The sequence below is a fragment of the Nocardia sp. NPDC005366 genome (genome assembly GCF_040606855.1).
Classification (GTDB): domain Bacteria; phylum Actinomycetota; class Actinomycetes; order Mycobacteriales; family Mycobacteriaceae; genus Nocardia.
Genome location: NZ_JBEXFQ010000067.1, coordinates 1 through 16561 on the forward strand (window position 1 = coordinate 1; position 16561 = coordinate 16561).

Sequence of the window (16561 nt, forward strand, 5' to 3'; positions counted from 1 at the left end):
TGTTCGTGGAGTTCTCCAGGCAGCAGGGGCTTTCGTCGGATGGGCGGTGTCGTTCGTTCTCCGGTGCGGCCGATGGTACTGGGTGGGCCGAGGGTGTCGGGGTTCTTGTTGTCGAGCGGCTTTCTCGGGCGAGGGAGTTGGGTCATCGGGTGTTGGCGGTGGTGGCCGGTTCGGCGGTGAATCAGGATGGTGCGTCGAATGGTTTGACCGCGCCGAACGGTCCGTCGCAGCAGAGGGTGATTCGTCGGGCGTTGGCCAGTGCGGGGTTGGGTGTCTCGGATGTGGATGTGGTCGAGGCGCACGGTACGGGTACGAAGTTGGGTGATCCGATCGAGGCTCAGGCGTTGTTGGCGACCTATGGGCGGCGTGTGGGGGGTGAGCCGTTGTGGTTGGGTTCGATCAAGTCGAATATCGGTCATACGCAGGCTGCCGCGGGTGTGGCGGGTGTGATCAAGATGGTGCAGGCGATGCGTTTCGGGCGTATGCCTGCGACGTTGCATGTGGATGAGCCGTCGCCGTATGTGGATTGGTCGGTGGGTCGGGTCGAGTTGCTGACCGAGGCGCGGGAGTGGCCGCGATATGGTCGTCCGCGGCGTGCGGGGGTGTCGTCGTTCGGGATTTCGGGTACCAACGCCCACGTCATCCTCGAAGAGCCGTCTCAGGATGCCGAAACGATTGTCGCGCGGCAAGTCCCCGCACTGCCCTCGGCGGCGCTGCCATGGGTGCTGTCGGCGAAAAGTGCCGCGTCTCTCACGGCGCAGGCCGCACGACTACGCGAGTTCGTGCTCGGCGCCGAGGTGTCGGCCGCGGATGTGTCGGTGTCCTTGGCCCAGCGCAGCATGTTCCCCTACCGCGCGGTTGTTCTCGGATCCGGCCTCGAGGAGCTGATCACCGGACTGGACACCGTCGCGACGACGTCACCGGCCGGCGTGACCGGGCGCACCGCTGTCGTGTTTCCAGGCCAGGGCGCGCAATGGATCGGCATGGGCCGAGAACTACTGCGGAGCTCGGCCGTATTCGCCGACCATATGCGAGCGGTCGACGAGGCGCTGTCGGAGTACCTGGAATGGTCTCTGCTGGAGGTGATTTCGGGATCCGTCGCCGATGTGGACCCGGAGCGGGTCGACGTGGTCCAACCGCTGTTGTTCGCGGTGATGACCTCGCTGGCGCGCTGGTGGGAATCGATCGGCGTCCGTCCGGACGTGGTGATCGGTCACTCCCAGGGCGAGATCGCGGCGGCCTACGTGGCGGGCGGACTCTCCCTGGACGATGCCGTGCGCGTAGTTGTCGGACGCACCCGTGCGATCGCGGCGATCACCGGGTCCGGGGCGATGGTCTCGGTGGCGGTACCGGCCGAACGGGCACGGGAGCTCGTGGACCACTGGGGCGCCGGTTTGAGCATCGCGGCGGTGAACGGTCCTGCCGCGACCGTGATCTCGGGCGACGCGCACGCGTGTGCCGAATTCGTCGCCGCGTGTGAGCGCGAGGGGGTGTGGGCGCGCCGCATTCCGGTGGACTACGCCTCGCACTCCGAGCATGTGGAACTCGTGCGAGACTCGGTCCTCGACGCCCTGTCCGGCATCAGCCCCCGCTCGGTTCCGGCAGGTGGCCCGGTGTTCGTATCGACGGTCACCGGCCGGCCGATGGATACCGCGGAATTGACCGCCCGGTACTGGTACACCAACCTGCGTGAGACGGTCGAGTTCGAACGGGCCGTGGTGTCGGCGTTCGAGATCGGCTGCCGGACCTTTGTGGAGTCGAGCCCACATCCGGTACTGACTTCCAGTACCCACGACATCACCGACATGCTTGCCGAAACCACCGGCGATACGACAGAAGTCGGAGTGGGGCGGACGGATGACCCGGTGGTGGTCGTGGGGTCGCTGCACCGCGACGAAGGAGACGGGCGACGCTTGCTCGCCTCCGCGGCGGAGGTGTTCGCGGCGGGCGGCGCCGTCGACTGGCCTGCGATCGCCGCCGAGACCGGTGGGCGAAGGATATCGTTGCCCCCGTACGCTTTTGAGCATCGGCATTTCTGGCAGTCGGCGGCGACCGCCGACGCGGCCGGTTTCGGCTTGCGCGCCGCCGACCATCCGCTGCTCGGCGTCGAGGTGGAGCCGGCCGACGCGGGCGAACTGGTCCTCACCGGCCTGCTGTCGCTGAGCACCGCGCCGTGGCTGGCCGATCACGCGGTTTTCGGACAGGTACTGTACCCCGGTACCGGATTCTTGGAGCTGGTGCTGCACGCGGCCGATCGGCTGGAGTGCGACCTGGTGCGCGAACTCGTCCTGCGCAGCCCGCTGATCATTCCGTCCGAGGGCGCGATCCAGCTGCAGGTGATCGTGGGTCCGGAACCCGATTCGGCTCCGGATCGCGGCCGCAGGGTCTCGATCTATTCCCGGCCGAACGACGATGGCGTCACGGACTGGATCCTGCACGCCGAGGCCGCCGTCGAGAACTCCGGGGACAACCGGTCCGGCACATCGCGGCGGCAATCGCCCGCTTGGCCGCCGGTGGGAGCGACCGCATCGGATATCGGCGATGTCTACGAGGATCTGAATGCGCGCGGATACGAATACGGTCCGGTGTTCCAGGGCCTGACCGGAGTGTGGCGCGTCGCGGACGAGGTGTTCGTCGAAGCGGCGCTGCCCAGCACCGAGGGTTCGGAGTTCGCGCTGCATCCCGCCCTGCTCGATGCCGTCCTGCATGCTCTGGCCGCTACCGCCGGCCCCGATCGGGTGGTGCTGCCCTTTGCGTGGTCCGGGGTGCGACTGCATGCGGTCGGCGCTACCAGGGTCCGAGCCCGGATGCGACCGACCGGCGATGACACTGTCTCGATCGATGTGTTCGATGCCGCCGGGCAGCCGGTGCTGACCGCGGAGACGCTGCTGACGCGGCCGGTTTCGGCGGATCAGCTGACCTCGGCATCGAATATCGGCGTGAGCGACGGTTTGCATCGGGTGCGTTGGAGTCCGGTCGAACTCGGTACGGCGGCCGACGGCGGAACCCTCGGGTCGATCGCACTCGCGGATATCAGCGACGGGGACGACCTGTGGTCGGCGCTGTCAGGTGAGGTACGCGACGTCGTAGTCCTGCGATGCTCTGCCGCGTCCGTCGCGGCCGACCCGGTGGTCGATGTGCACGCCGCTCTGCCGCGGGTCTTGCGCATACTCCAATCGTGGCTCGGCGATGAGCGCTTCGCGTCCTCACGGTTGGTCGTGCTGACCAAAGCGGCCGTCGACACCGACGAGATGGCCGTTGAGGATCTCACCGGCGCGGCGGTCTGGGGACTTGTGGCGTCGGCGCAGTCGGAGAATCCGGGCCGGATCACACTCCTGGACAGCGATGCCGACCTCGACGACGCCGACATCGAGCGATTGCTGAGCAGGGTCGCGCTCGGCGAATCCCAGCTGGTCCAGCGTGACGGCGAACTGATGTGTCCGCGCCTCGTTCCTGTCGAACGCGGTGCCGTGGAGCGCGGATTCGACGACCTGCCACCGCTCGCCGAGGGCGCGGTGCTGATAACCGGTGGTACCGGCGGCCTCGGCGCCGTGGTAGCGCGGCACCTGGTCCTCGCCCACGGAGTGCGGGACCTCGTGCTGACCAGTCGTCGCGGCGCGGAGTCGCCCGAGGTCGAGTCCGTGGTCGCGGACCTGAGTGGCGCGGGCGCTCGGGTGCGTGTCCGTGCTTGCGACGTCGCCGACCCGAATGCGGTGCGGGAACTGGTTTCCGAACTCACCGCCGATGGTCGGCTCGACGGCGTGGTGCACGCGGCCGGTGTACTGGACGACGGTGTACTGCCCTCGCTGTCCGCGGAACGGCTACGAACCGTTGTGCTCCCGAAGGCCGACGGCGGCTGGAACCTGCACGAGGCCACGGCCGGTCTGGATCTGTCGCTGTTCGCGGTGTTCTCCTCGATCGCGGGTGTGCTCGGCACCCCCGGACAGGGCAACTACGCGGCGGGCAACCGTTTTCTGGATGGGCTGATCTCCTACCGGAGGGCGCGCGGGTTGCCGGGCGTCTCGTTGGCATGGGGGCTGTGGGACCGGACCACCGGCATGACCGGGCACCTGGACAGCGGTGCGGTAGCGCGGATGAATCGTGATGCGCTGGCGGCGATGTCGACCGCGCAGGGGCTGGCGCTGTGGGACGCGTCCCTGGCGAGCGGCCGTGCACTGCTGGTGCCCGCACGCATCGATCGGGCGGTCCTGCGGTCACAGGCCGACGCCCGACAGCTGCGGCCGCTGTTGTCGGCCCTGGTACGCGAGGGCCGTCGAACGGCCGCGGGTGTTCCGGGCACGAGCACGATCGGGCTGCGGGAACAGTTGACCGGGGTGGCCGCCGAACAGCGGTATGCGTTGGTGCTCGATCTGATCCGCACGCAGGCGGCGGCCGTACTCGGGCATGAGACGGCGGCTGCCGTCGATCCGGACCGCGCGTTCAAGGACCTCGGGTTCGACTCACTGTCGGCATTGCAGTTCCGCAATGCCCTCTCCGCCGCGACCGGGCTGCGGCTGCGCTCCAGTCTGATCTTCGACTATCCCGCCGCCGCGGCGCTGGCACGGCACCTGCTGCGAGAGTGCGGCGAGAACGAACCGGCGGCGACGGCGGCGACCGCCGCGGTGGCAGGAGCCGACGAACCACTGGTCATCGTCGGTATGGCGTGCAGGTACCCGGGTGGGGTGGATTCACCGGCGGGGCTGTGGTCGATGGTCGATCGAGAACTCGACGTCATCGGCGATTTCCCGCTCGACCGCGGGTGGGATGTGGCCGGGCTGTACGACCCGAGGCCGGGTCAGGCGGGGAAGTCCTACACTCGATCGGGCGGCTTCCTGGGTAATGCGGGAGATTTCGATCCGGGCTTCTTCGGCATCAGTCCGAAGGAAGCGCTGGCGATGGATCCGCAGCAGCGGTTGCTGCTGGAAGCCTCGTGGGAGGCGCTGGAAGATGCCGGGATCGATCCGCACGGCTTGAAGGGCAGTGCCACAGGCGTTTACGCGGGTCTGATGTACCACGACTACCCCGACGCGGACGGGGGCGGTGCGATCGCGTCGGGGCGGATCTCGTACGTGCTGGGTCTCGAGGGGCCCGCCGTGACGGTGGACACGGCCTGTTCGTCGTCACTCGTCGCTCTGCATCTGGCCGGGCAAGCCGTGCGCTCGGGAGAGTGCGAGCTGGCACTGGTCGGCGGTGTCACTGTCATGGCGACGCCCGAAGTCTTCGTGGAATTTTCTCGGCAACAGGGACTTTCGCCGGACGGACGCTGCCGTTCGTTCGCGGGCGGGGCCGATGGCACCGGGTGGGCCGAAGGCGTAGGCGTACTCGTCGTCGAACGGCTCGCCCGTGCGCGGGAATTGGGTCATCGCGTGCTGGCGGTGGTGGCCGGTTCCGCGGTCAACCAGGATGGTGCTTCCAACGGCCTGACCGCGCCGAACGGCCCTTCACAGCAGCGCGTCATTCACCAGGCGCTGGCCAATGCCGGGCTGGGCATCGGCGACGTGGATGTCGTGGAAGCACACGGGACGGCCACCACGCTCGGCGATCCCATCGAGGCCCAGGCGTTGCTGGAGACCTACGGTCGGCGCGAGGGCGGTGAGCCGTTGTGGCTGGGTTCGATCAAATCGAACATGGGCCATGCCCAAGCGGCCGCAGGTGTCGCGGGTGTGATCAAAATGGTGCAGGCCATGCGATTCGGGCGTATGCCCGCGACGTTGCACGTGGATGAGCCTTCAGCCCATGTGGATTGGTCCGCAGGCCGGGTCGAGCTGCTGACGCGGGCGCGTGACTGGCCGCGATTTGGTCGTCCGCGCCGTGCGGCGGTGTCGTCGTTCGGGATTTCGGGCACCAATGCGCACGTCATTCTCGAAGAGCCGCCTGTTCCGACCGAGCCGCGTGTCAGCGATTCTCTGGAGCCGGTCGGGGCGACAGCCGAGCGCGCGCTACCGTTCGTGCTGTCGGGCAAGTCCGCCGCGGCGGTTGCCGACAATGCCGCTCGCCTGCGGGAATATGTCGTGGCGGAGACCGTCTCGGCACCCGACGTATCGGCCTCGCTCATCGGCAGAACGTTGTTCGAACATCGTGCCGTCGTGGTGGCGGCCGGCAGTGCGGAACTGCTGGCGGGCCTCGAAGCGCCGGCGGTTTCCGGTCGAGCGCGAGTGACGGGTACGCGCACCGCGCTGGTGTTTCCGGGGCAGGGCTCGCAATGGATAGGTATGGGCCGGGAGCTGTCGGAAAGCTCGCCGGTGTTCGCCGAGCACCTGCGTGCGGTGGACCAGGTGTTGTCGCTGCTGGTGGATTGGTCGCTGCTGGAGGTGGTTTCGGGGACCGTGGTCGACGTCGACCTCGAGCGTGTGGATGTGGTGCAGCCGGTGTTGTTCGCGGTGATGACGTCGGTGGCCAAGCTGTGGGAGTCGATGGGGGTGCGTGCGGATGTGGTGATCGGTCATTCGCAAGGGGAGATCGCGGCCGCGTACGTAGCGGGTGCGTTGTCGCTGCCGGACGCGGTGCGGGTGGTGGTGGGTCGTAGTCGTGCGATCGCGGCGATCGCGGGATCCGGATCGATGGTCTCGGTGGCCGCGCCGGTCGAACGAGTGCGTGAGCTGATCGCGAGCTGGGGTTCGGCCCTGAGCGTCGCCGCGGTCAACAGCCAGGCGGCGACCGTGATTTCCGGCGACGCGCAGGCGTGCGCGCAGTTGACAGCCGTCTGTGAGCGCGAGGGTGTGTGGGCCCGCCGGATTCCGGTCGACTACGCCTCGCACTCCGTGCACGTGGACCAGTTGCGGGACCCGGTGCTCGCGGCGCTGACCGGGATCGTGCCCCGGACCGTCCCCGAGGGAGGTCCGGTGTTCGTCTCGACCGTGACCGGACAGGCGATGGACACCGCGGCCTTGACTCCGGAGTACTGGTTCACGAATCTGCGTGAGACCGTGCGCTTCGATCTCGCCATCGCGACCGCGTTCGAGGCGGGAGCCCGCGCGTTCGTGGAGTCGAGCCCGCATCCGGTGCTGACCAACGCCGTTCACGACAATCTCGACGCCCTCGCTCACCCCGCAACGCCGATGGCGGACGACACCGTAGTGGTGGGGTCGCTGCGCCGCGACGACGGGGGATGGCGGCGAATGCTCACCTCGGCGGCGGAGTTGTTCGTCGCAGGCGGCACGGTCGACTGGCCTGCGGTGGTCGCCGACCACGGGGGAAGCTGGGTGTCTCTGCCGCCGTATGCGTTCCAGCACGAGCGGTACTGGCAGCTTCCGAAATCGGCCACCGACGCGTCCGGGCTCGGTCTACGCGCCATGCCGCACGCTCTGCTGGGTGCGGTCGTCGACGTCCCGGACAGCGGCCGGATGATGGTGTCCGGCCTGCTGTCGGTCGCCACCATGCCGTGGCTGGCCGACCATGCGGTGTTCGGCCGGATCCTGTTTCCCGGAACGGGTTTCGTGGAGCTGGTGACTGCCGTAGCCGACCGGATCGGCTACGACGCGGTGCGCGAACTGACCATCACCGCGCCACTGTTGTTGGGCGACGATGCCATTCAGGTATGTGTCATTGTCGATCCACCTGGGGCCGACGGTACCCGGGCGGTGTCCGTCCACTCCCGGATCCAGGGCGAAGCCGACGATGATGTCGAGTCCGGGGACTGGACGCTCCACGCGGACGGGGTGCTCGGCGCCGCGGAGGCCGGGGTCGGATCCGAGACTGCGGATCTGCCGGTGGGGCCTCCGCCCGGCGCAGTGACCGTCGATATCACGGACGCGTACGAGCTGCTCGCCGCTCGCGGTTACGACTACGGCCCGGCGTTCCGGGGACTGACCGCCGTCTGGCGAACCGAGGACGAGATCTTCGTCGAGGCCGAGTTGCCCGGCGGTGACGGTTCCGGCTTCGGGACGCATCCGGCATTGCTGGACGCGGTGTTACACGCGGTGCTGATCACCTCCGGTGCGGATTCGGAAGTCCTGCTGCCGTTCTCGTGGTCGGGAGTCCGATCGCCCGCGGTGGGCGCGACCCGGGTGCGCGCTCGCCTTCGCGCGACCGGAGCGGACAGTTTCTCGATCGAGATCGCGGACACCGGCGGTCGGCCGGTCATGACGGTGGAATCGCTGCTATCGCGCCCGGTATCGCCCGCCCAGTTGGCGGCAGGCCTGGCCACGACACCGATCGACGGCCTGCATCTGCTGCACTGGAACGACGCAGGCGCCGCAGCGGAGATCCGCGAGGTCGGTGAAATCCGCATGGTCGGAGTCGACTCTGTGGAGGGGCTTTTCGACGACCTGGCGAGGGGAGCGGACACCACCGCGAGCGCGGGACCACGTACGGAGTTCTACGGCGTCCGCTGTGGGGTAACCGCGGCGGTGAACGGCGATGAGACCTCTGTAGACCTCGCCGCGGCGACGCACGAGCTGACGGTGCAAGTTCTGGAGTTCCTGCAGAACTGGCTGGGTGACCCACGATTCGCGCACGCACGGCTGGTCGTGGTGACGCGCGGCGCGATCGGCACCATCGACTCGCCCGTGACGGATCTCGCGGCCGCGGCGGTCTGGGGTCTGGTGGCATCCGCGCAGACCGAGCACCCGGACCGGATCATTCTGCTCGACAGCGATATTCACGTGGACGAGACCGACATCGGGTGGGCGCTGAGCCGCGTCGCGGCCACCGAGTCGCAGCTCGCGCTGCGCGGAGACGCGATACTGCTGCCGCGCCTGGCGCCAGCGGATCCCGGGCAGGTCGCCGAGCGGTCGAAGGAAATCGTGCTCGACACGGGGACGGTGCTGGTGTCCGGTGGGACTGGTGGCCTTGGCGCGGTGGTGGCGCGCCACTTGGTCGACGCCTACGGCGCGCGAGACCTCGTGCTGACCAGCCGCCGAGGACGGGCTACACCGGATGTGGAAGTCCTCGTCGCCGAACTGGAGGCCATGGGTGCCCGGGTTCGGCTCGCGTCGTGTGACGTGGCGGATCGAGCCGCGGTGCGCGAATTGGTGTCGGGAATAGTGTCTTCTGGTCGTCTGGTGGGTGTGGTGCACGCGGCAGGCGTGCTCGACGACGGTGTGTTCGAGGCGATGAGTGCTGTTCGGTTGCGGACCGTGCTGGCGCCGAAAGTCGATGGTGGCTGGAATCTGCACGAGGCGACGGCGGGGCTGGATCTGTCGTTGTTCGCGGTGTTCTCGTCGATCGCGGGGGTGCTGGGCACAGCGGGACAGGCGAATTACGCGGCGGGCAACCGTTTTCTGGATGGCTTGATCTCGTACCGCCGGGCCCGCGGGTTGGCGGGCGTTTCGCTGGCCTGGGGCCTATGGGGGCAGGGCACCGGATTGACCGGGCACCTGAACTTCCGTGACGTGTCGCGGATGAGCCGAGACGGCCTGGCCGCGATGACCGCCGAACAGGGACTGGCGCTGTGGGATGCGGTGCTGTGCACCGGTGAACCGCTGGCGGTGCCTGCACGACTGGACCGTACGGCCCTACGAGCGCGCGCCGAGGAGGGCAGGCTGCCGTCACTGCTGGCCGGTCTGGTGCGCGCGGGCCGCCGCGCCGCCGTGAACACGACGCCCGCGATCGGCAACGCGTTGCGCGATCGGCTGGCGGACCTCGATGCGGGTCGCCGCTACGACGTCGTGCTCGAGGTGGTGCGTGAAATGGCATCGGTGGTGCTGGGACACTCCGGAGCGGCCGCCATCGAACCCGATCGTGCCTTCAAGGAACTCGGCTTCGACTCCCTGGACGCGGTGGGTTTCCGTGACCGCCTCGGCGGTGCGACCGGAGTCGGACTTCCCGCCAGCGTGGTCTTCGACTATCCGTCGCCGGCATCCCTGGCGCGATTCCTGCTGTCGGAGTTGGGGTTCGGGACCACATCGGGCACCGGTCGGCGCGCTACGGCGACCACGATCGGCGCGCCGGGCGACCCCCTGGCCATTGTGGGAATCGCGTGCCGCTACCCCGGACGGGTGAATTCGGCACGGGCGCTGTGGGACATGGTGGATCAGGGTCTCGACGTGGTCGGCGAGCTGCCGGCCGACCGCGGCTGGGATCCGGCGGACCTGTACGATCCCGAACCCGGCAAGCCGGGGAAGACCTACACGCGATCGGGTGGATTCCTCTATGAGGCAGCGGAATTCGATGCCGACTTTTTCGGCGTCAGTCCGCGCGAAGCGCTCGGCATGGACCCGCAGCAACGACTGCTGCTCGAGGTGTCGTGGGAGGCGCTCGAAGACGCGGGCATCGACCCACACGGCCTGAAGGGCAGCGATACCGGAGTTTTCACCGGATTGGCTTCCCCTCAGGGGTACGGCGGCGAGGGTTTCGGAATCCCGTCCATCGCCGCGAGCGTCGCGTCCGGGCGGGTGTCGTATGTGCTGGGTCTGGAGGGCCCGGCGATGACGGTGGACACGGCGTGCTCGTCTTCGCTGGTGGCGTTGCATCTGGCCGGTCAGGCAGTGCGTTCGGGGGAATGCGACCTCGCGCTGGTCGGGGGTGCGACCGTCATGTCGACGCCGGAGGTGTTCGTCGAGTTCTCGCGGCAGCAGGGTCTGTCGCCGGATGGGCGATGCCGGTCCTTCGACGTCGCGGCCGACGGTACGGGCTGGGCCGAGGGCGTGGGTATCCTGGTAGTCGAACGGCTCTCGCGGGCAAAGGAATTGGGCCACCGGGTGCTCGCGCTGGTTGCGGGCTCGGCGGTAAATCAGGACGGCGCGTCGAACGGATTGACCGCACCGAACGGCCCCTCGCAGCAAAGGGTGATTCGCCAGGCGCTGGCCAACGCCGGACTGGATGTCTCCGATGTGGATGTGGTCGAGGCTCACGGCACGGGGACCAAGCTGGGTGATCCGATCGAGGCTCAGGCGCTGCTGGCGACCTATGGCCGACGTGACGGCGATGAGCCTTTGTGGCTGGGCTCGATCAAGTCGAACATGGGTCACGCCCAAGCGGCCGCCGGAGTCGCGGGTGTGATCAAAATGGTCCAGGCCATGCGATTCGAGCGGATGCCCGCGACGTTGCACGTCGCCGAGCCGACCCCGCATGTGGATTGGTCGGCGGGTCGGGTCGAGTTGCTCACCGAGGCGCGGGAGTGGCCGCGTAGCGGTCGTCCGCGGCGGGCGGGGGTGTCGTCGTTCGGAATCTCGGGCACCAACGCCCACGTAATACTCGAAGAAGCGCCGATCGAGTTCGAATCCACCGCGGCCACCATGCCTCCCGTGGTGCCGTGGACGCTGTCGGCGAAATCCACCGACGCACTCTCCTCGCAGGCCGCGTCCCTGCTGGCATTCATCGCGGCAGAGAATGTCTCGGCCGGTGACATCGCCGCGTCGCTCATCCGCCGCAGCGTCTTCGATCACCGTGCGGTCGTGCTCGGTACCGAATCCACACATCTGACGGCCGGTCTGGAGTCCCTGGCGGCCGGGCTGGCTAGGCCGGGTGTCGTTTCCGGACGCACCGTCACCGGACGCACGGGTGTTGTGTTCTCCGGGCAGGGTTCGCAGCGGCTGGGCATGGGTCGTGAACTGGCAGAGGCGTTTCCGGCCTTCGCTGCGGCGCTGGACGAGGTCGTCGCCGAGTTGGATCGATGGCTGGATCGACCACTGCGCGAAGTGATGTGGGGATCCGACGAAGCGCGGCTCGAATCGACCGGGCACGCGCAGCCGGCCTTGTTCGCTTTCGAGGTGGCCTTGTTCGGGTTGCTGCAAACGTGGGGCGTGACCGTGGACGCGGTCGCGGGCCACTCGGTGGGTGAGATTGCCGCGGCGCATGTGGCCGGGGTGTTGTCGCTGCCGGATGCCGCGCGGCTGGTGGTGATGCGTGGACGGTTGATGCAGGCATTGCCCCGCGGTGGCGCGATGGCCGCGATCCAGGCGAGCGAGGCAGAGATCATCGGCGAGCTCTGTGCCGGCGTCGATATCGCTGCTGTGAATGGCGAAGGGGCCATAGTAATTTCCGGCGTCGCCGCGGCGGTGGACTCGGTGGCGGCGGTGTTCGCCGGCCGGGGACGCAAGACGTCTCGTCTGCGGGTCTCACATGCGTTTCATTCCATGTTGATGGAGCCGATGTTGTCGGAGTTCGCGGCCGAGATCGCGGATCTGCAGGTATCGCCGCCTCGGATTCCGGTAATGTCGAATCTGACCGGACAACTCGCCGGAGACGGCTACGCGCAAGCGGCCTATTGGGTCGAGCATGTGCGCCGTCCGGTGCGGTTCGCGGAGGGGGTGGCGGCCCTGTCGGCCTCGGGAGTCACGCGCTTCCTCGAGGTGGGCCCGGCCGCGGCGCTGGCGCCGATGGTCGCGCAGAGCGTGGATCCGGCACGGGCCCGGGTGATGTCCACCGCGCGCCGCGATGTCGGCGAGGTCGCCGCTGCGCTGTCGGGTGCGGCGGAACTGTACGTCGCGGGCGGTGCGATGGATTGGTCGAAAGTCGTGCCCGGCTCGCGCCGTCATCGGGTGTCGTTGCCGCCGTACGCATTCCAGCGCCGGCGATTCTGGCTGGACCAGCGCCCGCGCGCCGATATCTCGACACTGGGACTGCATGCCGTGGAACATGCGCTGCTGGGTGCGGAGATCGAGTCGCCGGACAGCGGCCGGATCGTGGTGACGGGCCGGTTGTCGGTGGCCTCGACCCCGTGGCTGACCGATCACGCGGTGTTCGGTCGGATACTGCTGCCGGGAGCGGGTTTCGTGGATCTGCTGGCGACGGTGGCAGATCGCGTGGATTGCGCGGTGGTGCGTGAACTGACGCTCACCACTGCGCTCATACTGACCGAGTCGCCCACCGCCCTGCGCATCGTGGTGGGTGAGCCGAGGCTCGACGGGAGCCGTACGGCAACGGTATTCGGCCGGCCGGAGACCGAGGCGAGCCTCGGCGCGAGCGAATCCACCGGCTGGACAATCCACGCCGAGGCGGTGCTCGCGGCAACCGAGGGGCAGCCCGAACCGGAACCCGAACCGTGGGTTTGGCCACCCACCGGTGCGACAGCCCTCGATCTCACCGACGTGTACGGGCGACTGGCGCGCCGCGGCTATGACTACGGCCCCGTTTTCCGTGGGCTGGAGGCCCTTTGGCGCGACGACAAGGATGTGTACGCCGAAGTCGCGCTACCCGGTGGGGACGGTTCCGGTTTCGGAATACACCCCGCGCTCCTGGACGCGGTTCTGCACGCGGTGCTGATCACCGCGGCGGACGCCGAGCAGACGGTGCTGCCGTTCGAGTGGTCCGGCATCCGGTTGTCCGCGACGGGCGCGACGCGAGTTCGTGCCCGGCTGCGGACGACGGGCACCGACTGCGTGTCGGTCGAGATCGTCGATCCCGCCGGGCAACCGGTACTGAGCGCGGAATCGTTGATCTCGCGGCCGGTGTCCGCGGAACAACTCGCCGCCGCGTTGACGGACGCGCCGATCGACGGGCTGTACGACACGCGATGGGTATCCGCAGTCGGCATGCCGTGCCCCGAGCCGGCCGAGATGCCGGAAGTGCGGGTGTTGCGCAGCGTCGGCGATACGTCGGTACTCGATCCCGCAGGCGAGGTGCACACGCGCGTGGCCGCGGTGCTGAATGCCTTGCGGTGGTGGCTGAGCGAACCGCGGCCCACCGATTCGCGTCTGGTCGTACTGACCCGGGGGGCGGTCGACACCGGGCAGGGGGCGGTCACGGACCTGGCCGGGGCTGCCGTCTGGGGATTGGCCGCCTCCGCACAGGCGGAGAATCCGGGCCGGATCGTCCTGCTCGACAGCGATATCGAGCTGGACGACGCGGAGATCGGCCGGGCGGTGAGCCGCGCGCCGCACACGGAGACACAGCTGGCCCTCCGTTGCGGAGACGTGCTCGTCCCACGGCTGACGGCCGTCGAAGCGCGCAGCGCTGAGGCATCGGTCACGCATCCTCCACTCGGTGCGGGCGTCGTGATCGTGACGGGCGGAACCGGTGGTTTGGGCGCGGTTCTGGCACAGCATCTGGTGGACGCGCACGGCGCGCGGGACGTGGTGCTGACCAGCCGTCGCGGTTCGGGTACCCCGGGGGTCGAGGTCGTAGTCGACCGATTGCGTGCCGCCGGGGCGCGCGTGCGGGTCGTGGCCTGCGATGTCGCAGATCGGAACGCGGTTCGGGAGTTGGTGTCCGAGGTCGACGCCTCAGGCCACCTGGTCGGTGTGGTGCATGCGGCCGGGGTCCTCGACGACGGTGTCCTCACGGCGTTGACCGCCGATCGGCTCCGAACCGTGCTGACGCCCAAGGTCGACGGTGGCTGGAACCTGCACGAGGCGACGGCGGAGCTGAATCTTGCGCTGTTCGTGGTGTTCTCCTCCATCGCGGGGGTACTGGGAACCCCGGGACAGGCGAATTACGCGGCAGGCAACCGGTTCTTGGACGGGCTGATCTCGTATCGGCGTGCGCACGGACTGTCGGGAACCTCGCTGGCCTGGGGATTGTGGGCCGAGAACACGGGCATGACCGGACGCTTGGCCGAAGGCGACAGGTCGCGGGCCGGACGTGACGGACTGGCAGCCATGACAACCGATCAGGGACTGGCGCTGTGGGACGCCGCGCTGGCCTCCGACCGAGCACTGCTCGTACCCGCACGACTGGACCGGGCGGCGCTGCGAACCCTGGCCGAAGAGCGGCGTCTGCCCGCGCCGCTGTCGAAGCTGGTCCGGGCCGGACGCCGGGTGGCCGGCGTGGGGAGCGGCCCGGACGACCTCGGTCTGCGGGACCGATTGGCGGGACTCGATGCCGACCGCGGTCACGACCTGCTGCTGAGCATTGTGCGAGAGCATGCCGCTGCGGTCCTCGGACACGGTGTGGCAGCCGGGATCGAGCCCGACCGAGCCTTCAAAGAACTCGGTTTCGATTCCTTGGCCGCCGTCGACTTCCGCAATCGTCTGGGCGTAGCGACAGGCTTGCGGCTGCCCGCGAGCCTGATCTTCGACTACCCGGATCCGGTCGCCCTGGTCGGCTATCTGGCATGCGAACTCGCCGGCGGCGCGGCCGCCCGGGAGGCGGATCCCGGCCATTCCGTGGGCAGCCTGCTCACCGGCTTGGAGACAGCGCTGGCAGGCACGGCGTGGACCGACAGCGACGACCAGACCAAACAGCAAGTGCTCAAACGCCTCCGGGTACTCACCGAGAGATGGGCAGGGCTGCCTCAGTCCGGGGCCGACCCGAACAGCGATATCGAATCGGCGAGCGGTGAGGAGCTTTTCGCGCTCATCGATCGCGAATTCTGAGCTCCGGCATTGCGATCGAAGGATTGAGATACATGACCGACGAAGCCAAGTACACGCAGTACCTGAAACGGATGACTGTCGAGCTCCGAGAAGCCCGCAACCGGATACACGCCCTCGAACACGCGGCGTCCGAGCCCCTGGCGATCGTGGGCATGGCGTGCCGGTATCCGGGTGGCGTCGACTCTCCGGCGGCTCTGTGGGCGATGGTCGACCAGCGTGCCGAGGGCGTCGGCGGGTTTCCGGCCGATCGTGGCTGGGACGTGGCGGGACTGTACGACCCGGAGCCCGGAGTGCCGGGTAAGTCGTACACGTGCTCGGGTGGATTCCTGTACAACGCGGGTGATTTTGATGCCGCGTTCTTCGGGATCAGCCCTCGGGAAGCCGTCGCGATGGACCCGCAGCAGCGACTGCTGCTCGAGGCGTCATGGGAGGCGCTCGAGGACGCCGGGATCGATCCGAGATCGTTGCGCGGATCGGGCACCGGAGTGTTCGCGGGGGTCATGTACCACGACTACGGCCCGATGGAGCAGGCCGGATCGGTGGTGTCGGGACGTGTCGCCTACACACTGGGTCTGGAGGGGCCCGCGGTGACGGTGGATACGGCGTGTTCGTCGTCGTTGGTCGCGCTGCACACGGCCTGGCGTTCGGTGCGGTCGGGGGAGTGCGAGCTGGCCCTGGTCGGCGGCGTCACCGTGATGGCGAAGCCGGACATCTTCGTGGAGTTCTCGCGTCAGCAGGGGCTTTCGTCGGATGGGCGGTGTCGTTCGTTCTCCGGTGCGGCCGATGGTACTGGGTGGGCCGAGGGTGTCGGGGTTCTTGTTGTCGAGCGGCTTTCTCGGGCGAGGGAGTTGGGTCATCGGGTGTTGGCGGTGGTGGCCGGTTCGGCGGTGAATCAGGATGGTGCGTCGAATGGTTTGACCGCGCCGAACGGTCCGTCGCAGCAGAGGGTGATTCGTCGGGCGTTGGCCAGTGCGGGGTTGGGTGTCTCGGATGTGGATGTGGTCGAGGCGCACGGTACGGGTACGAAGTTGGGTGATCCGATCGAGGCTCAGGCGTTGTTGGCGACCTATGGGCGGCGTGTGGGGGGTGAGCCGTTGTGGTTGGGTTCGATCAAGTCGAATATCGGTCATACGCAGGCTGCCGCGGGTGTGGCGGGTGTGATCAAGATGGTGCAGGCGATGCGTTTCGGGCGTATGCCTGCGACGTTGCATGTGGATGAGCCGTCGCCGTATGTGGATTGGTCGGTGGGTCGGGTCGAGTTGCTGACCGAGGCGCGGGAGTGGCCGCGATATGGTCGTCCGCGGCGTGCGGGGGTGTCGTCGTTCGGGATTTCGGGTACCAACGCCCACGTCATCCTCGAAGAG

The 16561-nt window shown here is 68.4% G+C and carries 2 protein-coding genes; both read left to right on the top strand.

The window, feature by feature from the left end; all coding sequences use genetic code 11:
* Nucleotides 1–5 precede the first annotated feature (5 nt).
* A complete protein-coding gene (locus tag ABZS43_RS35765; RefSeq protein WP_355040441.1) occupies nucleotides 6–15197 on the top strand; it encodes a type I polyketide synthase in 15192 nt (5063 codons plus the stop codon).
* A gap of 32 nt (nucleotides 15198–15229) precedes the next feature.
* A partial coding sequence (locus ABZS43_RS35770) for a polyketide synthase (protein WP_355040440.1) occupies nucleotides 15230–16561 on the top strand: 1332 nt, incomplete at its 3' end.